Here is a 21,015-nt window from a genome sequence, read left to right on the forward strand (position 1 = left end):
ACGACCAGGAGGTCGCACGCCTGGTCAAGCGCACGGCGCTCGCCGCCGGCGTGCGCGGCGATCTGTCGGAGGGCGAACGGGCCAAGAAATTCGCCGGCCACTCCCTGCGCGCCGGCCTCGCCTCGTCGGCCGAGGTCGACGAACGCTATGTGCAAAAACAGCTCGGCCATGCCTCCGCAGAGATGACCCGCCGCTACCAGCGCCGGCGCGATCGTTTCCGCGTCAATCTCACCAAGGCGTCCGGGCTCTGAAAAGCCCCCTCCCCTGCCCCGTTTTGTCCGCTGGGATGAGGCGGTCAGATCTCAGGCGATAACAATACCTCATCGAGCACAGCGAGCGCTGTATCCAGACTATCGGCGGCCGACGCTTCGTAGTCAGGCATGATCATCAACTGCGTTATGGCACGGCCCACAAATTCCGGGTTTAGCTTTTCCAACCGATCCTTGGTCCGGGAGACCTGTTCCGGGAATGCGCGCAGATTGAAGCGAACAAATGACGAGGTCTCTTATCCCCGACACGAATAGCTCGCGATCTCATCGGGATTTCCCTTACCGTCATAGGCAGCTTGAGTGGGATAAGCGCAGATCGGCTGGTGCTTGCCAGGGAATGCCTTGCTGCCAGCCGCGAGAGAGTCCGGAGCCTTGTCTTGGTTTATCCAGCCCTCGATGGCGGCCAAAGGATCAAAGTCGTCGAAGGCTTGGCCATCGCCGCAGTGGGTCATCCCCGGGATTATGAACATGCGCACGAAACGGCGAGTCGCTTCCAAATCGCCGCCGCCTGTGACCTCGACGACTTGCTTGTACCAGCGCACCAGATCGTTGGCCGAGAAGGCCGGATCGGAAAGTCCCTGAAACAAGAGCAGCTTTCCACCGTGGGCAGCGAAGCTGGCGAGATACGTGCCGGTCGCATCATTGAGCTTGGCCGTATCCGCAACGCGTGCCGGATCCTTGTCGAAGTCGAACTTCAGGGGGTCAAAATTCGGCGCCGGGGGCGTCATGAAGTAGTATTGAAGCGAGCGGGCTCCCAGAACGATGTTGTTTGCATCCGACTGGGAAGTGGGGGATTTGCCCAGCTTCCACATTCTCCAGTCCGCGCCCGCAACGCCCGTATCATATGGCCAATCGCTGTAAAGCTTTTCGCCATCGGAGCTTTCCGGACCCGCGAACGCGCGGCTCATGGCCTGCACTTGACCAGCCGTGAGGCAGCTGTCCGTCTTATCGCCTTGGCAGGACAGGACCTTTGGGTCGAACCGGCACTGCTGCCAGGCGTTGATGACGCCATCCTCAATGCCATCGCGGGCATCACAGGCAGCGAGAACCGCGTTGGCGACGAGGTTCAGATCCTGCTGGGAGAAGGCGCGGGATAGAATGGGATGGCCGGCCTCATCCTTGGGAGCGATGCTCATGTACTCGCGAGTATCCCAGGCTTGGGCAATGTTGGCGGCACTGAGACGAAAACCCGGGCTACCTGCAACAATCCCGTCGAACTCGAGCGGATATCGCTGAGCCGCTATCAACGCCTCACGACCGCCATTCGAGCATCCCATGAACACCGACTTTTTCGGAGCCGCCCCATAGAACTTGGCCACCACCTGCTTCGAGACCGAAGTGACTTTGCCAATGGAGGCGTACGCAAAATCAATGCGTGCGGCTTGATCGACCCCGAAAGCCGGATCGGGGCTTGGGTGCCCGCCATCCATGCTTACAACAGCGTAGCCGCGCAAGAGCCCGGGAGCCGCGGTCGAGTTCCGGCAAGGAATGGTCCCGACGGCCGGCGCCAGGAAGCCATCAACTGCGCCGCCGCCCTGGAAAAGGAACATGTCGTTCCAGGTCGTCGGAAGACGCACCTCAAACCGGGTGCCATATGATTGACCATCGACCCCCTGGCGTTTCCCGATAACACCTCGGACAAGGCAGTGCCCGCCCACTTTTACCGCCTGAGGCGAGGCGCCGGTGAATGCAGTGAAGGGATCTGCGGGGATCTCCTGCGGCTTTTGAAGGCTAGCCTCGGTAAAGATCACGCTTGGAATTGTGAGCTTGGCGATGGACCGGCACGCCTGATCCGACGCGTTTGCCGCCAGTGCAGGCGCACATACACATATGATCGCCAAAATCAGTGCCAGGGTGCACCCGCGGTCCCGCAGCTTGAGCCCGTTAGCCAAGAACATACCCATCCTCCCTGGATGCCCCCGATAGCCCGAAAGCTGATCGCATTGGTAGCTAGTTGTGAGCTTTCAGAAGGTTATCCATCCGGTCCGAACCGGGAAAGCTGAGGTTGTCGAAGCTTCAGTGATTCCAGTGGGACCGGATGAACATCCATAAGAGTACCCGTCTGACGCCGCTCGGTCGAGAGCGAATTGTAATGCAGGTCGAGAGCGGACAGACGCCTGAGGCCGTCGCCAAAGCCGCAGGCGTCTGCCCGCGGACGGTTCGCAAATGGCTCGACCGGTATCGCGCCGAGGAAATGCCAGGATTGCGGGATCGCTCATCTCGCCCTCATCGGCTGCGCCGGCCGACGCTGGTGCGCGCGAGCGGTTGGATGGGCTTCTGACCGAAATGTTGGCCGGTAACATAAGCCGCTTCATCTTGCTTCGCAAGTTCGAGCTCGGCAACAATTCCGCGGCGGCAAACCGGCTGCTTGACCGACTGGAGTTCCTGCGCGGTGGGTCTTGATCCGCAAGTGCTCGCCGGCATCCGCAACACCGCATCGCTCGCCTGCGTCGGCAGGGTGAGCGCTATGTTCACCGATGGCTTGCGCGATATCAGCTCGGATCGACGCTGGGCGATCCTTGCCGTTTGCGCCGTGGAATGGGAGGCGGCGGTCGCCGATGCCGTGGTCGAGACCCATGACCGGATCGTAAGGAAGACCTGGCGAGAGACTAAGGAGGAAACGGGCTTGACGCTGCAGAGGCTCTATTCGGCCGACATATGCGAGCAATTCTATGAAGCGGACCGCGACGCCATTAGCCTCCTGCCGGTTTTCGTGGGTTTCGCGGGGTCGACAGAGACGGTGCGACTGAATGCCGAACACAGCGAGTTTCAGTGGGTCCCCTTCGATCAAGCGGTCAACATGGTTCCGTTTGCCGGGCAGCGGAACGTGCTCAGGCACGTCCAGAAAGAGTTCGTCGAGCAAGAGCCAAATCGCTGGCTGTTAATTCATCCGCCACGCTAGGCAGCCGGGACGACGCGAGCGGCCGATTCCCACCCCTCCGGGCCGTCAGGGAAGGTGGAAAATCGACCCAAAGCGTCCTCCAAGCGGCGAATTTCGAAGTAAGTTTTCCGCCTTGCTGGAACCCTGCACCTTCATAGAAGCGCAGAGTGGACTCCCTCCGAGATCCAGTCGCCAACAGAACCTTGTAGCAATCGGCGTTCCATGCTTTGTCGAGCGCGGCATGAAGGACGGCGCGGCCCAGCCCAGTAGCCCAGTCCGGCGATGGTTGGCATCTGTCACGACGTTTTCGATTACCCCGTAAAGACGGGCTCCCCGGGACAAGTTGGGAACGATCGCGAGTGTGCAGGACGACACGAGCAGCCCTGCCATATCGACCACGAAGACAGTGATCCGATTCGTATGATTGGAAAGTGGATAGTGACAGACCCTCAGCCTTCAAACCAACAACACACGAGCATGGGCGGGTAACCGCTGCATGTCGGTTGTCCACCCTACTGAGACAGATGGGAACCGGACAGCTCGCGACCCTTTTCGGACCTTGGTTCGAGAAAGCTCTACCGGAAGCAAGATGTTCGTTCGTAACAAAATGGACCGATCTCTGCTCTGTGGCGTGTGCGTTCAAGCCGCTCGGGGCGATACCCGCAGAAACCAGCGAGCTTACCATCGAACACCTGCTAAGCTCATTAGCAATGAAGCAACGAAGGTGGAGGCTAGGTGTTTAGTCCCGGCATTTGATGGGTGGGATCGAGTCGGAACCGTTCGGGCTCTTTTGCCCAGATTTTGCAGATGAACTCGTAGGGTGTTAGGCCCTTGAAGGTCTTAAGCCGGCGCGCGAAATTGTAAGCTAAGATGAAGTCGGCGAGATGCCGGCGCAGTTGATCGTGATCGTCATAGTGGAAGCGCTTGACGGTGGCGTCCTTGATGGTCCGATTCATCCGCTCGACCTGGCCGTTCGCCCAGGGATGGTTGATCTTTGTGAGCCGGTGCTCGATGCCATGTTCGTCGCAGATGCCGTCGAAGATGTGCTGAAGGGATGCTGGTCAAGGTCGCCAACAAGGATACCGAAAGCGTCGTCTCGGCACTGATCAAACAGGCACGGAAACTCCCCGGCGAACTGTACCAGTCGTTGACCTGGGACCGAGGTAAAGAGCTCGCCGATCACCAGCGCCTGACCTTGGCCTCCGACGTCGAGGTCTACTTCTGTGATCCGCGGTCGCCGTGGCAGCGCGGCTCCAACGAAAACACCAACCGATTACTGCGCCAATATCTGCCGCGCGGAACCGATCTATCCCTGCACAGCCAGACTAAGCTCAGCGCGATCGCACGGCAGCTCAATGAGAGGCCGCGAAAGACCTTGCTTTATCAAACCCCAGCTGAAAAGTTCGCGGAGTGTGTTGCAGGGATCAGTTGAACCCACCCCGCTAAGCGGGCAGAATTTCTGCGACAGCATTTGCTGAAACCCTACTTTACAACAGTGTGGCGCTTCCGGCCGAGCGAAAGCCGGATCGGGAGGTCTTGGGACGATATCATTGTATCAATCTCGACGACGTTGCCGTTGATCCGCACACCTCGTCCCGAGATCGCCCTTCGCGCTTCCCCTTTGGAGGAGGTCAATCCGGCGCGTACCAGCAAATCCACAAGGGCTACTCCGGCCAAGCCCTCGGCGTCATTTAGATGAAGCGTCGGTAGCCCCTCTGCGGCTTCGCCCTGCCCAAATGCTTGGCTAGCCGTGGCCTCCGCCTGTTTGGCGGCGTTAGTTCCATGTGCCAGGGCCGTAGCTTCGTTGGCCAGACGTTCTTTGACGGCGTTTAGCTCGGTTCCTTCAGCCTGTCCAAATCGCTCGATCTCGTCCATCGGCAGATCGGTGAAAAGCTTCAGGAACCGAACGACATCAGCGTCTTCCGTGTTACGCCAGAATTGCCAGTAATCGTATGGCGAAAGGCGATCTTCGTTGAGCCACAAAGCTCCGGCAGCCGTCTTACCCATCTTGACACCTGAAGAAGTCGTCAGAAGCGGCGTAGTCACTCCGAAGACTTCCTTTCCATCCGTCCGCCGTATCAAGTCGATGCCATTGATGATGTTCCCCCACTGGTCGGCTCCACCCATCTGCAGACGGCAACCGGTCCGGCGGGATAGCTCAAGGAAGTCGAACGCTTGGAGGATCATGTAGTTGAATTCTAAGAAGCTCAGGTTCTCCTGCTTTTCCAGCCGCGACTTCACACTGTCGAAAGAGAGCATCCGATTGACGGAGAAATGCCTGCCGACGTCTCTCAGCATGTCGATCCAACGAATGCTGTCCAGCCAGTCGGCATTGTTCACCATCACGGCATCCGTCGGGCCGTCTCCGAAGACAAGGAGACGGTCAAAGACCTTTCTGATCCCTTCAATGTTGGCGGCGATCCGGTCGTCCGTCAGCATCGGCCGCGCCTCCGAACGGAAGCTGGGATCGCCGATGCGGGTGGTCCCACCCCCAATGAGAACGATGGGTTTATGGCCAGTCTGCTGAAGATGACGAAGCGCCATGATCAGAAGAAGATGGCCGACATGAAGACTGTCAGCCGTCGCATCGAAACCAGCGTAAGCGGGTACGACGCCTGCTTCAAAGGCGGCATCGACACCCGGCAGGTCGGTCCCTTGATTTACATAGCCGCGCTCAATGAGCGTCTTCAAAGCGGCCGAACATGGTTCGGAATGACCGGTTGATAAATCGGGAAGTGCCATAGGGAATCCTCCTGGTATTTGCCGCCAGGGGGTCCTCTCAATGAACAAGCCGCCTGACGGCGGCTTGTTTCAAGGCATGATCGAAACGCGCCGCTCCTTATGGAAGCGTCGCATAATAGATTGCAGCGATGGGCGCGGACTTGATCATGTGCCGATGCATAAAGGACTTTATCCGCACCTGCAAGCAATCTGAAATGGCTACTTCGGGGAGCTGCCGAGCCTTTGTCGCGACGATTTTGCAACTGACTTTTGCACCGTCGCAGAACTCAACTTTTGCGACAACATCTCACCAAGGCGTCCGGGCTCTAGAAAAAAGTCCCCCTCCCCTGTTGCGGTCACTATGCATTTTTATATAGTCACCGTAGTCACAATGGTCACGGAGGCCAGAATGCAGTCTGCTCCAAAAGAGGATGCCAACTGGACCGTCGCTCGGGCCAAGGCGCGGCTGTCGGAAGTCATCGAGCGTGCGCAGGCGGCGCCGCAAACGATCACGCGCAACGGTAGGCCAAGCGTCGTTGTCGTCTCCGCCGAGGAATGGCAACGCAAGACGGTGCGCAAGGGTACGCTTGCGGAGTTTCTGCTGGAGTCGCCGCTACGCGGCGCGGAACTCGACCTTGAGCGTCAACGCGATGAACCGCGTGATCTGCCGCTGTGAGGCTACTGCTGGACACGAATGTCCTGTCCGAGGTGACAAGGCCGGCGCCGGACGCACGCGTTCTGGAATGGCTGGACAAGCTCGACGAGGATCGCTCGTTCATCAGCGTGGTGTCGATCGCGGAAATCCGGCGCGGCGTTGCTCTCATGGGCGAGGGTCGGAAGCGTGAGGCGCTGGCCGAATGGCTTGCCCGAGACCTGCCTCAGCGTTTCGAGCAGAGAGTCCTCCCCGTCGACGAGCCGGTTGCTCTGGCCTGGGGCGATCTGATGGGTCTTGCGAAGCGCCGCGGCCGCGGGCTGACGTCAATGGACGGATTGATCGCAGCCACAGCGATTGCCCAGGAGCTCACTCTGGCAACGCGTAATATGAAGGATTTCGAAGGCTTCGGAATAGAGCTCTTCGATCCGTGGACTGCGTGAATCGCCCAGCACCTCATCCCGAATGCTCGAAGCGAATTTCGAAAAAGAAGTGTGGGTTTGCTCTCATACCCTTTGCTGAAATGTTGTGACAGAGCGCATGGAATGCCACGCGCTTCAAATCGGAGTAGCCATCCAGGAAGCCTGAAGCCCTTTGAAGCGCATGTCCGTCAGCTATTCATAGCGTGGATGACTTTGATCGAAACAAACGATTTCATAACTCTTCGGAAATCTTGCATGGACAAAAGCACGTCCGCACCGATCACCCATCCAAGGAGAAAATCTTCCATGCGCCCTGACGTGCAGTGGAGGTCGTGCCGAGAAGTGAGTTGCAACTGGCCGACCATGTCGGCGGTTCGACGCTAGTCGTCCCCAATGTTCCTGAGCTGCGAAGTCTTGCAGGCGAGCCCGCTGCCCAGCGCGATTCTGCTTGTGGGCGGGCTTATTGCCGCAGGCAGATCCGGTCGGCTCGTCTGGGCAGCGGATTGGAGACCCGGCCGGCAGCGCTACCATACAACATCAGCGCACTTTACATCTACGCGGTATTGCCGTGCTTCCAGTCGGTGCCATGTTTGGCCGACGCATGACGCGATGCGGCCTCCTGCACAGCCGAAGGCGTTATCGGATGTGCGACCGGGAAGCAGGTGGACAGTGCAGCACGTGTCACTCGCTGTGCGACGGTCTTTCGGGGAATGAAATCGGGCCAGTTCACGGCGCGGTGATCCAGCCAAGCTCTCGGCGTCATGGAACGGCAGGCGCCACGATCGAAGCATCTCATGTTGATTCAGGCGGACCCCTTATGAGGCGTTCTTTGATGCCGGTGATGCCTGACAGGCGGTTGCAGCTGCAAGCGACAATGCGGCCTATTTAGTTGGAAACGGAGGCAGGCCAATTTGGCTTGCCCGTCACTATGTGGAGAAAGAAATGCTGTGTCTAGGAATTAGCGGCGGACTTGACCAAGTCCATGAAAACCGATTCGAGCTTCGGAACGCCTTTATGCACGATGGCGCCGCGGTGCTCGTCCGAGACGGACGGGTGATAGCAGCCGTCGAAGAGGAACGCCTCAATCGGATGAAACACTCCAACAAGCTCCCAATTCGTTCGATTCAATACTGTCTGTCAGCGGCGGGGGTTCAGCTCAACGACATTGATCGTGTCGCGCTCTACGCCAGCGAGCCCTATGCCAACGCCATGCTTGAAGGTATGTCCGCATCCCACCCGGACATTCTCTCCATTCCGTTGGATGCTAAAACGTTGGTGCAGGATCTGTTAACGCGTGAGTTCGGCACTAAGTTGGACAGTTCGCGTATTTCATTCGTAAGTCATCATCAGGCGCACGCCGTGAGCGCCTTTGCAATGTCGGGCTTCGAACAAAGTCTCATTCTAGCGATTGATGGCTCTGGTGATTTCCTATCGGGCCTCTTGGCGGTAGGGTCTGGCACAGAAATTACGCAACTCGAGGCTTTCCCCGAGAACAATTCTCTTGGGCTGTTTTATCTCGAGACGATCCGCTATCTCGGCTACGGCTTGTTCGACGAGTATAAGGTAATGGGACTCGCGCCCTACGGCGACCCCGCTCCCTATCGCGAGCTCTTCGAGCAGTTCTACGAGCTCTCCGCCAACGGCGGTGGCTACCGTGTTCACCTCGACCGCATCGGTCCGGCGTTGCTCCGCAATATCGAGGTCAGGCGAAAGGGAATGCCCTTCACCCAGCAGCATCGAGATGTGAGTGCGTCACTGCAGGAAGCGCTTGAGCGGATCGTGTTCCACATTCTCCGGCATCACCGTGAGGCCACCGGCATGAAGCGGTTGTGCCTGGCGGGGGGGGTGGCCCACAACTGTACGATGAACGGTAAGCTGCTGTATTCAGGGCTTTTCGAAGACATCTTCGTGCAACCCGCGTCTCACGACGCTGGCTGCGCATTGGGAGCTGCGCTGATAGTCTCTAACGAGATGGGCCGCCCCGCGCCGTGTGAGCGACTGCAGGAGGTCTATTGGGGTCCTGATCTCGGGAGCGAGCGCGCCGTGCAACAGGAACTGAATGCATGGGCCGGACATCTCGAGGTTGAACGCTCTGATGACGTGGCAAGCAGTGCAGCCGACTGGATCGCCAACGGCGCCGTGATCGGCTGGGTGCAGGGTCGTTCGGAGTTTGGGCCACGTGCGCTGGGCAACCGCAGCATTCTTGCCGACCCTCGGCCCGCCGCAAACAAGGACCGGATCAATGCGATGGTCAAGAAGCGCGAAGGCTATCGGCCCTTCGCGCCATCTGTGCTGGAGGAGGATGCGAGCGAATTTTTCGACCTCCCGGACGGTAGGCACGAATTTCCATTCATGAATTTCGTCGTTCGCGTGCGTGACTCAAAGCGCGCCTTGCTCGGTGCCATCACGCACGTCGACGGTACCGCTCGCCTGCAAACAGTATCGCACAACGCCAATCCCGCGTACTGGGAGGTCATCAATGCGTTCAAGAAGCGCACAGGCACTCCAATTCTGCTCAATACGTCCTTTAACAACAATGCCGAACCGATCGTGGATTCGGTTGCAGACGCGATTGCCACCTTTCTGACGACAGAGCTGGATGGACTTGTGGTCGGGCCCTTCCTGGTAAAAAAGCGGGCTGCAACGCTGCAGGATTGGACTGCGCTTGCGGTTTCGTTGCCGCCCTATGTGTCCCTCCATCAAACCCGCGCTTACAAAGCGCCAGATCGTCGGGAAACTCACTGCGAGATCAGCACGACCCACTTCAACAGTGACAGTGTGCGAATTTCACACGACTTGTTTAATCTGCTGATGCGGATTGAGGGCGAAGCCATGTTGGGAGATCTCCTCAATACAATTGCGCCGGATCAGGCTAAGCGTGACGCTGTGATGGAGGGCCTGCGACGACTGTGGGAGCAGCGCCTCGTTCGGTTGCATCCCTCACAAGCTGCTCGCACGGATCAAGACTGCGATCAAACGCTGGACCAGCATAACAGGCTCTCAGCGTGATAGCGATGCCGCTATCCAAGCTCGGCGAATAAACGTGTTCATCGACGCCGCCTGCCAGCTCACTGCTGGCAGGCGGTCGACTTCATCACAGGGTTGATTCGTCCACTTCATGTTGGACGACCCGGACGCGCAGAAAAAAGCGCCTGCGGCGGGTCCTTTGTTAACCACCATGATGCGGGACCACAGCGACAGGGCGTGCCGGAGACGGTCAATCCGGCCGGCGATGTCGTCGCCGGCGGCGACGGTCTCATTCAGGATCAGCATCGACCAAAGAGCGAGGCCACTGCCGTTATGCTCGAGATCTGGGGACGGCGGCTTGGCGATCGCCGTCTACTCGGCGTTTCTCGAACTCACTGCATGCAAGACCGTGACGAAGCCCTTCACATTGCGGGTCGGGACATAGCTGGCTTCTTGGCGCGCTACCACCGCTAGAGATGCAGACTTCGCCCGACAGCTCCTGCTGGAGCGCGGCTTGGATCTGATGGCAGAATTCTTGCGGAGACGCGGACAAGTGGGGAGCACTCCAACCCTACACACGCGTCACTGGCTATCAGTGTTGACCGTATAATCTTCGGAATGGCAATGGCATATTTTACAAAGCACGACCGCAATCAAATTATATACCGCAGCTGGGAAGAGCCGGAACAGTCAAGCGCAAGGATGAGAATTTTGGTCCTCAAGCTTGATCATGTCGGCGACTTTTGGATGTCTCTAGGGCCCCTAAAGGACCTTCGTCAGCGTTTTGCGCATGCCCACATTACGCTGGTGGTGGGAAGCTGGAACATCGCTACTGCAAAACAGTTCGACCTCGCCGACGATCACATTGCTTTTGACTTTTTTCCTCGCAACCCAAAAGTCAAAACGCGCAAAAAAGCCGCCGACATAAGGCCGCTGCTGACCGGCGAGTTTGATCTTGCCATTGATATGCGTGTTCCGGAAGAAACAAGGCCCATCTTGCTTGAAGTCCCCGCCAGGCACCGTGCGGCGATAGTTGATCCGTACAGCATGCATCAGATCGATATTGCGATAGCGCCATTCAATCTGAAACTGCGCAGAACCATCCTCTACAAGCTGGTCCAAAAAATAGGGCTTGCTAACAAAATCCCTCGTAGATGGCTTGATTGGTTCATTGACCGCAAGCAGGTGCGTCTCCAGCATGTGTCAGAAATCCTCCTCTTTCTGGTCGCAAAGGCAGCTGCCTATTTCGAAAGCGGAGCGGGTCACCCACAGAATTCGACTACAGGCAATGCCCCGATTGTCGTGGCTCCGTTCTCCAATTCCAGCCTGCGAGATTGGCCGATTGAAAGTTTTGGCAAAGTTGTCGCTGCTCTTTCGACCCGTGGTGAGGTGGTCCTCGTTGCCCGTGGCGAATGCCTGGAAGCGCTTGAGGAGGTTGCGAACATAGCTCGGGATCGTGGAGCCGCGAACATTCGGACGGCTGTCGACTTGTCGGAATTGGAATTCAATTATCTCGTGAATTCGGCCGCGCTCGTCGTTTCGAACAATTCAGGCACCGGGCATGTCGCTGCCCAGCTTGGCCGCCCTACTATCGGCATTTTCACGGCGTCACATCTACCGGAGATTTGGGGGTTTCGAGGTCCCCTGGTCAGCATGCTTATGAGTGTTATTGAATGTCGCGGGTGTGGTCTGGACCAAGTGCGGCATTGTCCGGTCAAAGTCCGATGCAAGTTCGACATCACGCCGGATCTCGTGATTGCCGAGGTAAACGCCTTGATGAATCATTGTAAGGGTACGGCACAAGCTTAGTGGCTCGCGGTCACCATAACCGCGATTGCCCGGATCTTGGTCGCTGATTCAATCGCTACAAACATCTAAAGGCCGAAATTCAGAATTGAATCGACTTGGTCGAAGGACCGCAGTGGCGATGTCACCCCCTGGGCCGGGCGACCATTTCGTTTTCGTTCGCATGCCCGTCCATAGCGACAGCGCCACTAACAGCAGATGAACCACACAAAGTGAGGGAGACCCCAATTAAGTGCCAAGCGACAGCTGGCCCAAGGCGCCTGGCTGAAGGCGCATGAAAACCTCGTCATCACCGGGCAGACCGGCACCGGAAAGACTTGGCTGGCCTGCGCCTTCGGACGTCAGGCCGCCCGGCTCGAATCATTCCGTGCTCTACCTGCGCATGCCGCGTCTGTTCGAAGATCTCGCCCTGGCGCGTCGCGACGGCCGCTTTCCCCGTCTTATCGACAAGCTGGCTCGGGTGCAACTGCTCATCCTTGACGACTGGGGCACCCACAGCCTGACCGACCAGCAGCGTCTCGATCTGCTGGAAATCTTCGAGGAACGCTATCGCCGGAAATCAACGCTGATCACCGCCCAACTGCCGATCGCCCAGTGGCACGCCATGATCGGCGAGCATGAGAAAGCAAAAAACACCGCCGCCCTTGACCGGCGCCGAAAACGGCGAAATCAATCGCAAATGACTTCAACCAGGCAACCGAGCGCCGACCCCATCCTGCTGTCCGCGAATTAGTGAAACTGCTGTCCCCGATTTAGCGGAACGACTGTCTCGTTTTTGCGAAATACGCACGTCCGACGCAGCTTGCGTTGACAGAGGCGGTTTTACGCGCAATAGCACTTCCGCTCGGCCTATTTTTGTGGAGTTCAATTGTGGTTCGGCCAAGGGCGCTGGGCGCCGGACCGGCCCCGTGTAAAGAGAGAGAGACCCTGCATGGAAGAATTCTTACCGCGCATCGCCACTGGTGCCGGCATCGGCCCGGCTCTCGCAGAGAAGGCCGTTGGGTTAATGCTGGGTTTCCTGCAAAGCCACGCGGCCGACGGTCCCGTTGCCCGCATGATCGAGGCCATTCCGGGAGCTTCGGAATTAGTAGCGAAGTATCATGGCGACGACCCAGAGGGTGGCGGCCTTATGGGGCTCGGCCAGCAATTGATGAGTGAGGGTCTCAGCATGGCAAAGATCGCCGGCCTCGCCAACGAGACGATCGCCTTCACCAAGGAACGTGTCGGCGACGAACTCGTGGACGAGGTCCTCAATTCAGTTCCTGGCCTTCCCCAGTTCGTCTAATCAGCGGCAGCCGGGGGCGCATGACCTCGTGCGCCCGTACCGGCCGTTCTGCGCAGTAGGCATTCTCCGCCGAGCTTTCCGTACCGATCTCGCCAGACCACCAACCGCCGGGCACGCGAAGCGAGCGTTGGAGTACTTCATTCGTCTATTCCAAAATCGACCTCAGGCGAATCGATGTGTATAATTTCTGGCGGTAAGGGTTTATCCTGAACGCTTTCGATGAAGCCCGCGAGATAAGCAAACGTATTGTATTTCTCGAGGACCAACCGCTTCGCCTCTCGTATTGCGCCGCGACGCTCCTTCCAGAGGTCCGAGTTGATGATTTCTTGAATTTTTTGGATTACGTTCTTGTCCTCTGGGTCAATCAGAACCATTGAGTCCGAAGGGAAGAACCTCGTGATTGCCGGGCTGCCGTAATAGATCGGCATTGTTTCAGCAACGAAGCAGTCCATAAGCTTCTCTGTAAAATAGTAATCAGCACGAGTATTCTCGAAAGCTATACTGTAACGGTAAGGTGCGAGTGCGTTCCATTTATCTCCAATCAGCCGAAAACCTCGGCCGAACAGGTCAAAATCGAGCTCCTCTCTCAGCCGTTCCAGAAACGCCAGCCGATATCGATGCCCTTTAAGCAGGGCGATGTTACTGGTAATCCATGAGAGCCGAAGCGGCTTGTCCACGACTTCGCTGACCAGAAGTTGGTCATATGTCTTGTTTACAGACCAAGACCGAGTGATAGGTGGAGCCAAAACGAATCGGCGCCCTGCATTCTGCCGAGCAGCCAGCTCTGCGTCAGACGTCAGGACGATAGTATTTTTCCCCTGCCCTTCATGAAATGCGCGATGAGCTTTCGTCGGCGGTTCGCCGATTGCAAAAATTGTCCTGTTTGGGCTCGCCTCGATATCAACAGGGAGCCCAAAAAGAGAAGCAGAGTTAAAGACGATATGCCAATCGGGCACGAAGGATGTCGTGCGTACAAAAGCGACATTGTTCCAGATTCCACTGCCCTTTGGAGTGAGATGGTGGATTGCATCATCCAAAACGCCCCAAGAATCCAGACATGTAGCAACAATGGGCGCCGGACGTTCCGTCAACAATTTGGCCAACAAAGCAGTTCCACCCCATTCACTTCCGTTGGACCGGGAGCAACTTGTGCATCGGGCGCAACACCTCTCTGCGCCTGAAATAGCTCGCGATCCTGATCGATATCAAACACACGATTCTGTGCGACTTCGCGCCATTCGACAACTCATCTCTAAGACCGCGGGAATCCCTTCACTCGTGAAGGTACTCAATCGCCATTCCGGCTTGCGGTAACATTGGGCAGCATAAACCTGCCGGGACCCGCCGTCGAGGCAATTGTCGCTTTGCACTTAACCAGGTTCTTCCTCACTTTGTGTGGTGATCAGGCCGGTTGAGTGGCAGCATGCGTGCCCTAAGGAGTTCGGAGCCCGCTCTGCCGTACATCGCACGCTTGATCGTCTTCAGGCGGTTGATCTGCCCTTCCGCCTGGCCGTTGCTCCACCGTAATTCAATGGCATTGCGAACGGCGTCAACGTCACGGCGTAGGACCCGAGCGAAACGCGTGATGGCGACGAGCCCGGAGTTGACGGCATCCTCGATCCAAGTGTCGAGCTTGTCCAATTCACAGGCCCCGCAAAATGCCGCGGAAGCGCATGGCAAGCCTGCGCATCGTGGCAAACTCATGTGATCCTTGCTTCAGGACGTCGACCTTTCTCGCCTGGTTGATCGTCAGCATACCCCGGGCCTTCATGCAGAGGGCCGCGGCGACTACCGGCGAGATCACATGGCCGGTCGCCGGATCCTGGATGGGGACAGCATCGCGGGCTGGTTGATGGCGTATGATCGAAGCAGGCGACGCACTGTCCTCGCCCGTCCTCTCGGCGCGGCGCCAGCTTGGGAGAAGCCGCTCCAGATTCGAGAAACTGCCCGTGTAGCCGCGCTGTTTGATATCGTGGAACAGGTGTCGTCCGCAGCGATTGCCGTCTCTCCAGGACTGGCTAAGAAACGCCTCGAAATATAAGGGTGACGTCGGCTCGACGCGGCCCTGCGTCGGTCGGGTGGCGTGTCGAAATTCAGCCATTTGGCGATGCTGCGCCGGCCGTAGCCGGTACGACGGGCGATCTCGGAACAGGACAGCCCTTTCCTTGCGCAAGGCGTGAACCATTTCGAACACCGTCTGCCGCGATTGTCGATGAGCGTGGCGCACCCGGCGCCGATGCGTTGCGTCAACGTGCGGATCATCCTGCATCAGATCGACTTGCGCGCTCCCGATACCCTTATCGGGCAGCAATGCAGGCCCCGTGGCGCGGCCCGAAAGGCTCATCTGCTCCTCGATTGCGACCCGCAGATTCTACATGAGATGGAACCGATCAGCCACCTGGCGCGCTTGCGGTGCACCCTCGCGAACAGCTTGCGCATAGAGCCCGCATCGGTCTCGGCTCACGATCTCGACGGAAGGGTGCCGCTCTAGCCATTGCGACGCACTCGCCACGCTTCTGTCATCCAGGATGTCGACAACCGAATGGCGCTCCAGGTCCACGATCATCGTGCCGTAGCGCCATGATCGCCGCCAGCTCCAGTCATCGATGCCAACGACCCGAATGGTGGAGTTGCTGTGAGCGACCGCGGCATCTCGCTTCAGCTGCCACAGGATAGTGTCGTCGCAGACCGGCATGCCGAGCCGTCGCATCAAGCGCTCGCCGGGACGGCCGCCGGTGCTATGGCCGAGCAGACCGACAATCTCCGCGACCCTCCAAGGGGAAGCAATCGTCGGCAGACGGTCGGTGAATGGTTGTCGTTCACATTTCTGATGTGCGCACCGCCAGCGGCTCAACCGAGGCTTCACCGTCACGGTCTTGCCCTGGACCGGCAGATTCTGAAGGCTGCGGTTGGACCAGCCATGCCGACTTCGGGTCCGTCGTCCGCAATCTGGGCAAAATGCCGAACGCCGGTCCGGCAGCGGAAACAAGCCAACTGTCATCATCAGTGAGCGCGACACCCCGTATTTTAGCCCCTGGGCCGGGGGACCATTTTGTTTTCGTTCGCATGCCCGCACATAGCGGCATCCCTCGCCAACGGCGAATGAACCACACAAAGTGAGGCAGAGCCCCATTAACTGCCAAGCGACACGATCCTTGGCTGCGTACCCGTCCTCGACGATTCCCTCGGAGCATCATTCCTGGCTAGTCCTTTTACCCGGCCATACGCGATCAGCCACTCACGGCCCGGACGAAATGCGCAAAGCTGGCCGCCGCACGTCACAATGCGCAGCGCCTTATTTGGACGATGCTGATATTTTTTCTTCAACGATTGGTCTCAATACGAAAGGGCTAGGCCGATCGTTGCCTGGCCGAGCGCCAGACCGCCGTCGTTTGCGGGAATGCTTACGTGCGCCAGCCCCTCCAATCCTGCGACTGTGAGCTCGGCAAGTACGCCTTTGAGCAGCAGCCGATTCTGGAAAGCGCCACCGGACAGTGCGACCGTGCCGACGCCGTTTTCGTTAGTGAGTCCGATGGCCTTCCGCGAGATGATCTCTATCAGCGTCCTGTGGAAGCGCGCAGCAATCAGCCCGGTTTCGGCGCCCAAAGCCTGATCACAAAGAAGCGCTTCCCACAGACCTTTCCAGGAGATAACCGGTCCCTTCCGCGAGGTTGCTGGCCAAGCCTCGGCCGCATCCATGAACGGGCTGGCGAGCGCCTCCATCTCCATGCCGGCTTGCCCGTCGTAGCTCTGGCGCTCCAAACAGATGCCGAGGACTGCCGCGCAGGCATCGAAAAGCCGCCCCGCCGAGGAGGCAAGCGGAGCATTGACGCCCCTCTCGATCATCCGGTCCAGCACCCGAAGCGGCTTTTCGGCCAAGGCGGGGACGAAGGGCCGATCGGCAGGAAGCTTGGCCAGGAAATCCGGACCGAAAGCCGCCCGCAGATGCGCATAGGCATTGCGCCACGGCTCGAGGCTGGCCTTGTCGCCGCCGGGCATGGCGACCGGCTCGAAGTATGCCAGCCTCCGGAACCCTCGATAGCCGCCGAGCAGGAACTCGCCGCCCCAGATCGTGCCGTCATCGCCGTATCCGAGACCGTCGAGGATAATGCCCAGCACCGGCGGTGCGTCGATTGCGCGGCCGTGCTGGGCAAGGCACGAGGCGAGATGCGCGTGATGGTGCTGGACCTGCACAAACCTCGCCGCGGTCTCACGGGCAAGCTCCATGGCAAGCTGGGTCGAACGGTAGCCCGGATTCCGGTCGGCCACAATGAGGTCCGGCTTCGTGTCGAACAGGCTTCGATACAGCCCCAACGCCTGCCTCCACGCGTTCTGGTTCTTCAACTCGTCGAGGTCGCCGAGATGCTGCGACAGCAGCGCGTTGCCGTCGCCCGCCAGGCAGAACGCGGCCTTTAGGTCGCCGCCCGCAGCCAGCGCCCTGACCGGGCCATCGAAGCCCGCCGGCAGCGCCAGCGGCTCCGGCGCGAAGCCGCGCGCGCGCCGCAACACCGAAATGCCGTGCCCGTCGAATCGCACCACGCTGTCGTCGAGCCGGTTGACAATCTCGCGGTCGTGCATCAGCCAGAAGTCGGCGATCCCGGCAAGCTCCTGCCGCGCCTCGTCATTGTCCGTGCATTGCGGCTCGCCCGAACGATTGCCGGAGGTCATCACCACCGGACCGTCCAGCGCCCGCAGCAAGAGATGATGCAACGGCGTGTAGGGCAGCATGAAACCGAGCCGCTCGTGCTGCGGCGCCACGCCCGCCGCAACGCCGCAGCTGTCACGGCGCTTCACCAGCACGATCGGCGCCGCTCGGGCGGCAAGCGCCACGCGCTCCTCGCCCGACAGCTCCGCGAATTCGGCAAGCTGCTCCAAGTCGCGCGCCATCAGCGCGAACGGCTTACCGTCGCGCTTCTTGCGGGCGCGCAGCTGCGCCACCGCCGCTTCGTCCGTCGCGTCGCAGGCGAGGTGGAACCCGCCGATGCCCTTGATCGCGACGATCCGCCCTTCCCCGATCAGCGCCGCCGCCTCGCGGATCACCGCCTGCGGGCCGCCGCCGACCACGACGTGGTCTGGACCTTCCAACCAGACGCGCGGGCCGCAGGCCGGGCAGGCGATCGGCTGGGCGTGATAGCGGCGGTCGGCCGGATTTTCATACTCGGCCCGGCATTCCTCGCAGGTCGAAAATCGTGCCATAGCGGTCGAGCGGCGGTCATAGGGGATAGCCTTGACGATTGACAGACGCGGCCCGCAATGCGTGCAATTGGCGAACGGGTAGAAATAGCGCCGGTCCTTGGGGTCGAGCACTTCCGCAAGACATTCCAGGCAGCAGGCGGCATCGGGCACGATGCCGGTCTTCACCCGCCCGCCCGCGCTCGCCGCTATGGCGAAGCCGCCCGCCGGCCGCGGCCCCTCAAGCGTCGCCGTCTCGATCCCGTCGATCCGCGCCAACGGCGGGCATTGCGCCTTTAGCCTGTCCGCGAAGGTCTCGAACTCGGCATCGCTGCACCACAGCGCGATCTCCACGCCTGCAGCATCGTTGCGGACGTGACCTGATAGCCCCATAGCGGTCGCGATGCGCCACACTGTCGGCCGGAAGCCGACGCCTTGCACCAGCCCCGTCACCCGGACCAGGCGTCCCTCCACTGCGGGCTCGGCGAGCGGCGGGCCCATCAGCGCACCGTGCACACTATGCACGGGTCCAACGACCGCACGATGTGCTGGACTGCAACCGGCTCGGTCTCGCCGAGCCGCACCGGCGCACCTTCGAGCGCCAGCTCCAGCGGGCCACGATTGCCGGCCCAGTCGCGTGGCGAAAAGTTCTGCAATGCGTAGAGCAGGTCGATCTGCGCGTGGTGGCGGCGACGAACCGCGATCTGGAGAAAGAGCTGCACCCCGTTCTTCAGCGTGAGCGTGAGGTTTTCCGGATGACAGAGCTTGGTGATGTACTGGTAGATGCCGGCCTCGTTGATGCCGTCGATGGTGTCATGCGCGTCGGTGTAGCCCGAGATGATCATGCGCACGATGTCCGGCCAGCGGGTGCGCGCCTGCTTCAGGAACTCGGTGCGGCAGGTGCCGGCTATGCGCTGGTCACACAGGATGATCTGGATCCATTCCATCTCCAGGATCGAGCTGGCGGCCTTGGTGTCGCTGGCTACGTGGACATCGAAATCCTCGCTCAGGACGCGCCGTTGCGCCTCCAGCGAGCGGATTTCGTCGTCGACGATCAATATGCCCGGCAGGTCGCTCACGATGCCTTTTTCCTTCCCTCCCGGCCGGCCTGCCAGGCGACGTCGCGGTGGCGGGCGATCGTCACTGGGGTGCGCGACTTCGGCACCTTGTGCACGAAATTATGCCGCGCGACGTGGTAGCTTGGGTCGAAGCCATAGAAATTGCGGCGCATCCGCGAAAGCTCCTCCTCGCGATAGGCGCAAAGCGGCTTGGCCGCCTCGTCGGCTGCGCGCCGGGCTTGTTTTTCGGCGAGCAACCCCGGAAACTCTTCGCTCCCGGCCAGCGCGGCAGCCGACGCCCTCACTTGCGCCGTGAACAGCTCGCTTGCCCCCGCGAACACCCGGTTGGCCAGATTCAGATTCAGCGCCTCCTTCGCGCCCATCGGCAGGCGCGCTGCCGCGATCCGGCGGGCATTCTCAGTCCCGCAGCAGCTCGGCAGGAGATAGGTCCAGAACTCCGAGCCGTAGAGATTGCCCATGTCCTTGTAATGCGGGTTGAGGATGACGCTCGAGCGCATCCAGAGCTGGTCGGTGCTGCGGGCGAGAAACACGCCGCCCGCTGCCGCATTTCCGGCAAGCGCTGCTACGGTGATGTGGCTTGTCGTGCGGATGATCGCATCGGCGAGGTCGTCGATGGCATTGATGTTGACCCAGGAATCGTCGGCCGCGCTGTCGGCCGCCTCGATCCGGTTGAGGTCGAGCCCGTTGGACCAGAACTGCGGCCCTCCGCACAGCACGATCGCCCTGGTCGGACGCTCCGTCGCTTTTGTATAAGCGTCCAAAAGTCTTCGACAGGCGTCCTTTCCCATTGCACCGTTATAGAAGGGGAAGTGCAGATAGCCGACCGCAGCTTCTTCTTCGTAGATGATGTCCTGATAACCGCCCGGTGAATTGAGCGGGATCTCCGGCAGGTCTGCAACTTCCTTCGCGAAGACCATGGTCGCCGGCAGCTTGAACGGGTGTGGCGAATTGGGATGCCGGACATGGCCGATCCACAACGCGCCGTCGACGGTGACGATGGCGATCGCCGGCCCGCTTCTGGCGGCGACCACTCCCGGCTCGGGGAGCGATATCTTGCCCCGTTCACCCCGCGCGAGAGGCAAGTCACCCCCTGGTTCACGTGCGTCTCGCGCGTCGAAAAGGAAGACCGTTTCGCCGAAAAGTTCGTCCCGCACGCCGGGCGCGCCGTCGGCTGCTGCGATATTCTTCAGCACCGTTTCGGTCGTGTCGGCAGCCCAATCGATCCGCCGGTCCGCCTGTTTGATCGCGTCCCGCCACCGGCCCAGCGGCGCTACAGATTGTTCTTCCAGGGCAATCGGCTTTTCGCCCTGCTCGAACCGCGCGATCGCTTCGAGCACCGCCGTCACCGCCGCGTCGGTCACCTCGTTGCTGTAGAGGCTCGATTTCGTCGCCTTTCGCATCGCGAAGGTGGCGCTCGCCCAGACCGGCCCCGCATCCATTTGGGCCGCCGCTTCCAGCACCGTGACACCCCACTGCGTCGCCCCGTCCACCATCGCCCAGTCCAGCGCGGAGGGGCCGCGGTCGCCGACGATGCCTGGGTGAACGATCATACAGCATCGATTTTCATAGACTTCTTTCGGGATTGCCCGCTTCAGAAACGGGGCAATAACGAGGTCCGGCCGAAACAAATCTACCGCCTCCATGGTCCGCTCGTCGTTGACGTCCATCTCGACCGAGACCTCGTGTGCGTGCTCGCCAAGCGCCACGAAAATCCTCTGACTCAAGGCGTTGAAGGCGGTGACGAGAAGCAGAATGCGCATC

15 protein-coding genes and 5 pseudogenes are annotated in these 21,015 nt (G+C 59.8%); 11 read left to right on the top strand and 9 right to left on the bottom strand.

Features of this window, described 5'->3' with window-relative positions:
- Positions 1–251 (top strand): tyrosine-type recombinase/integrase (locus tag NKI29_RS23970; protein ID WP_352797403.1); only part of this gene is annotated, 251 nt, incomplete at its 5' end.
- A gap of 254 nt (positions 252–505) precedes the next feature.
- Here NKI29_RS23970 and NKI29_RS23975 read toward each other — a convergent pair.
- Positions 506–2,167: a tannase/feruloyl esterase family alpha/beta hydrolase gene (locus NKI29_RS23975; protein WP_352797405.1), complete on the bottom strand. Its 1,662-nt coding sequence runs from the start codon at positions 2,165–2,167 to the stop codon at positions 506–508.
- 140 nt (positions 2,168–2,307) lie between these two features.
- Here NKI29_RS23975 and NKI29_RS23980 point away from each other — a divergent pair.
- Together NKI29_RS23980 and NKI29_RS23985 are read left to right on the top strand one after the other, a co-directional pair.
- Positions 2,308–2,523, top strand: a pseudogene (locus tag NKI29_RS23980) (leucine zipper domain-containing protein); the annotation flags it as partial.
- Positions 2,517–2,904: pseudogene (locus NKI29_RS23985) on the top strand (Tn3 family transposase); the annotation flags it as partial. The pseudogenes NKI29_RS23980 and NKI29_RS23985, both read left to right, overlap by 7 nt.
- A 977-nt stretch (positions 2,905–3,881) precedes the next feature.
- Here NKI29_RS23985 and NKI29_RS23995 read toward each other — a convergent pair.
- Positions 3,882–4,199: pseudogene (locus tag NKI29_RS23995) on the bottom strand (integrase core domain-containing protein); the annotation flags it as partial.
- A 5-nt stretch (positions 4,200–4,204) separates the two neighbouring features.
- Between NKI29_RS23995 and NKI29_RS24000 the strand changes: the two are divergent.
- Positions 4,205–4,582 (top strand): annotated as a pseudogene (locus NKI29_RS24000) (IS30 family transposase); the annotation flags it as partial.
- Between the two features lie 50 nt (positions 4,583–4,632).
- Here NKI29_RS24000 and tyrS read toward each other — a convergent pair.
- Positions 4,633–5,892 (bottom strand): tyrosine--tRNA ligase, encoded by a 1,260-nt coding sequence (gene tyrS, locus NKI29_RS24005; protein ID WP_352797407.1) that lies wholly within the window; start codon positions 5,890–5,892, stop codon positions 4,633–4,635.
- A gap of 388 nt (positions 5,893–6,280) precedes the next feature.
- Here tyrS and NKI29_RS24010 point away from each other — a divergent pair, with 388 nt between their 5' ends.
- From NKI29_RS24010 to NKI29_RS24020, 3 genes are all read left to right on the top strand, one after another.
- Positions 6,281–6,547 carry a type II toxin-antitoxin system prevent-host-death family antitoxin gene (locus tag NKI29_RS24010; protein WP_023679089.1) on the top strand — a complete coding sequence of 89 codons (267 nt, stop codon included), beginning with the start codon at positions 6,281–6,283 and terminating at the stop codon, positions 6,545–6,547.
- Complete coding sequence (locus NKI29_RS24015; RefSeq protein ID WP_352480554.1) at positions 6,544–6,966, top strand: type II toxin-antitoxin system VapC family toxin; 423 nt, start codon at positions 6,544–6,546, stop codon at positions 6,964–6,966. Before NKI29_RS24010 ends, NKI29_RS24015 begins: the two co-directional genes overlap by 4 nt.
- A gap of 921 nt (positions 6,967–7,887) precedes the next feature.
- Entirely contained in the window at positions 7,888–9,954 is a 2,067-nt protein-coding gene (locus NKI29_RS24020; RefSeq protein ID WP_023679092.1) for a carbamoyltransferase family protein, read from the top strand.
- Here NKI29_RS24020 and NKI29_RS24025 read toward each other — a convergent pair.
- Positions 9,946–10,218 (bottom strand): hypothetical protein, encoded by a 273-nt coding sequence (locus NKI29_RS24025; protein ID WP_031212413.1) that lies wholly within the window; start codon positions 10,216–10,218, stop codon positions 9,946–9,948. The genes NKI29_RS24020 and NKI29_RS24025 overlap by 9 nt on opposite strands.
- 318 nt (positions 10,219–10,536) lie before the next feature.
- On the opposite strand from NKI29_RS24025, the gene NKI29_RS24030 reads away from it, so the two are divergent.
- The 4 genes from NKI29_RS24030 to NKI29_RS24045 all read left to right on the top strand — a co-directional run bounded on the left by NKI29_RS24030 (position 10,537) and on the right by NKI29_RS24045 (position 13,003).
- Entirely contained in the window at positions 10,537–11,721 is a 1,185-nt protein-coding gene (locus NKI29_RS24030; protein WP_352571661.1) for a glycosyltransferase family 9 protein, read from the top strand.
- Positions 11,722–11,964: 243 nt separating this feature from the next.
- Positions 11,965–12,198: an ATP-binding protein gene (locus tag NKI29_RS24035; RefSeq protein ID WP_352797441.1), complete on the top strand. Its 234-nt coding sequence runs from the start codon at positions 11,965–11,967 to the stop codon at positions 12,196–12,198.
- Positions 12,086–12,451 (top strand): ATP-binding protein, encoded by a 366-nt coding sequence (locus NKI29_RS24040; protein WP_352579643.1) that lies wholly within the window; start codon positions 12,086–12,088, stop codon positions 12,449–12,451. The genes NKI29_RS24035 and NKI29_RS24040 overlap by 113 nt, the downstream gene beginning before the upstream one ends.
- 198 nt (positions 12,452–12,649) lie before the next feature.
- The gene (locus NKI29_RS24045) at positions 12,650–13,003 is read left to right on the top strand and encodes a hypothetical protein (RefSeq protein ID WP_023679095.1); all 354 of its coding nucleotides are present in this window, start codon (positions 12,650–12,652) and stop codon (positions 13,001–13,003) included.
- A gap of 137 nt (positions 13,004–13,140) precedes the next feature.
- On the opposite strand, the gene NKI29_RS24050 is transcribed toward NKI29_RS24045, so the two are convergent.
- The 5 genes and pseudogenes from NKI29_RS24050 to NKI29_RS24075 all read right to left on the bottom strand — a co-directional run bounded on the left by NKI29_RS24050 (position 13,141) and on the right by NKI29_RS24075 (position 21,014).
- On the bottom strand, positions 13,141–14,106 hold the full coding sequence (locus tag NKI29_RS24050; RefSeq protein WP_198023618.1) for a glycosyltransferase family 10 domain-containing protein: 966 nt from the start codon (positions 14,104–14,106) through the stop codon (positions 13,141–13,143).
- Positions 14,107–14,389: 283 nt separating this feature from the next.
- Positions 14,390–16,071, bottom strand: a pseudogene (locus tag NKI29_RS24055) (ISL3 family transposase).
- 268 nt (positions 16,072–16,339) lie between these two features.
- A complete protein-coding gene (gene hypF, locus NKI29_RS24060; protein WP_352797409.1) occupies positions 16,340–18,676 on the bottom strand; it encodes a carbamoyltransferase HypF in 2,337 nt (778 codons plus the stop codon).
- Positions 18,676–19,254: a response regulator gene (locus NKI29_RS33495; RefSeq protein ID WP_023679098.1), complete on the bottom strand. Its 579-nt coding sequence runs from the start codon at positions 19,252–19,254 to the stop codon at positions 18,676–18,678. Before NKI29_RS33495 ends, hypF begins: the two co-directional genes overlap by 1 nt.
- Complete coding sequence (locus tag NKI29_RS24075) at positions 19,251–21,014, bottom strand: enoyl-CoA hydratase-related protein (RefSeq protein ID WP_352642970.1); 1,764 nt, start codon at positions 21,012–21,014, stop codon at positions 19,251–19,253. Before NKI29_RS24075 ends, NKI29_RS33495 begins: the two co-directional genes overlap by 4 nt.
- Position 21,015 lies beyond the last annotated feature (1 nt).

The sequence above is a fragment of the Mesorhizobium sp. M0678 genome (assembly GCF_040320505.1).
In the GTDB taxonomy this organism is placed as follows: domain Bacteria; phylum Pseudomonadota; class Alphaproteobacteria; order Rhizobiales; family Rhizobiaceae; genus Mesorhizobium.

Excerpts from the sequence above, each read along its gene's own strand:
- NKI29_RS24030 (WP_352571661.1), top strand. The coding sequence starts at position 10,537 with ATGGCATATTTTACAAAGCACGACCGCAATCAAATTATATACCGCAGC.
- NKI29_RS24045 (WP_023679095.1), top strand. The coding sequence starts at position 12,650 with ATGGAAGAATTCTTACCGCGCATCGCCACTGGTGCCGGCATCGGCCCG.
- NKI29_RS24020 (WP_023679092.1), top strand. The coding sequence starts at position 7,888 with ATGCTGTGTCTAGGAATTAGCGGCGGACTTGACCAAGTCCATGAAAAC.
- NKI29_RS23975 (WP_352797405.1), bottom strand. The coding sequence starts at position 2,167 with ATGTTCTTGGCTAACGGGCTCAAGCTGCGGGACCGCGGGTGCACCCTG.
- NKI29_RS24075 (WP_352642970.1), bottom strand. The coding sequence starts at position 21,014 with ATGCGCATTCTGCTTCTCGTCACCGCCTTCAACGCCTTGAGTCAGAGG.
- hypF (WP_352797409.1), bottom strand. The coding sequence starts at position 18,676 with ATGGGCCCGCCGCTCGCCGAGCCCGCAGTGGAGGGACGCCTGGTCCGG.
- NKI29_RS24025 (WP_031212413.1), bottom strand. The coding sequence starts at position 10,218 with ATGCTGATCCTGAATGAGACCGTCGCCGCCGGCGACGACATCGCCGGC.
- NKI29_RS24010 (WP_023679089.1), top strand. The coding sequence starts at position 6,281 with ATGCAGTCTGCTCCAAAAGAGGATGCCAACTGGACCGTCGCTCGGGCC.
- tyrS (WP_352797407.1), bottom strand. The coding sequence starts at position 5,892 with ATGGCACTTCCCGATTTATCAACCGGTCATTCCGAACCATGTTCGGCC.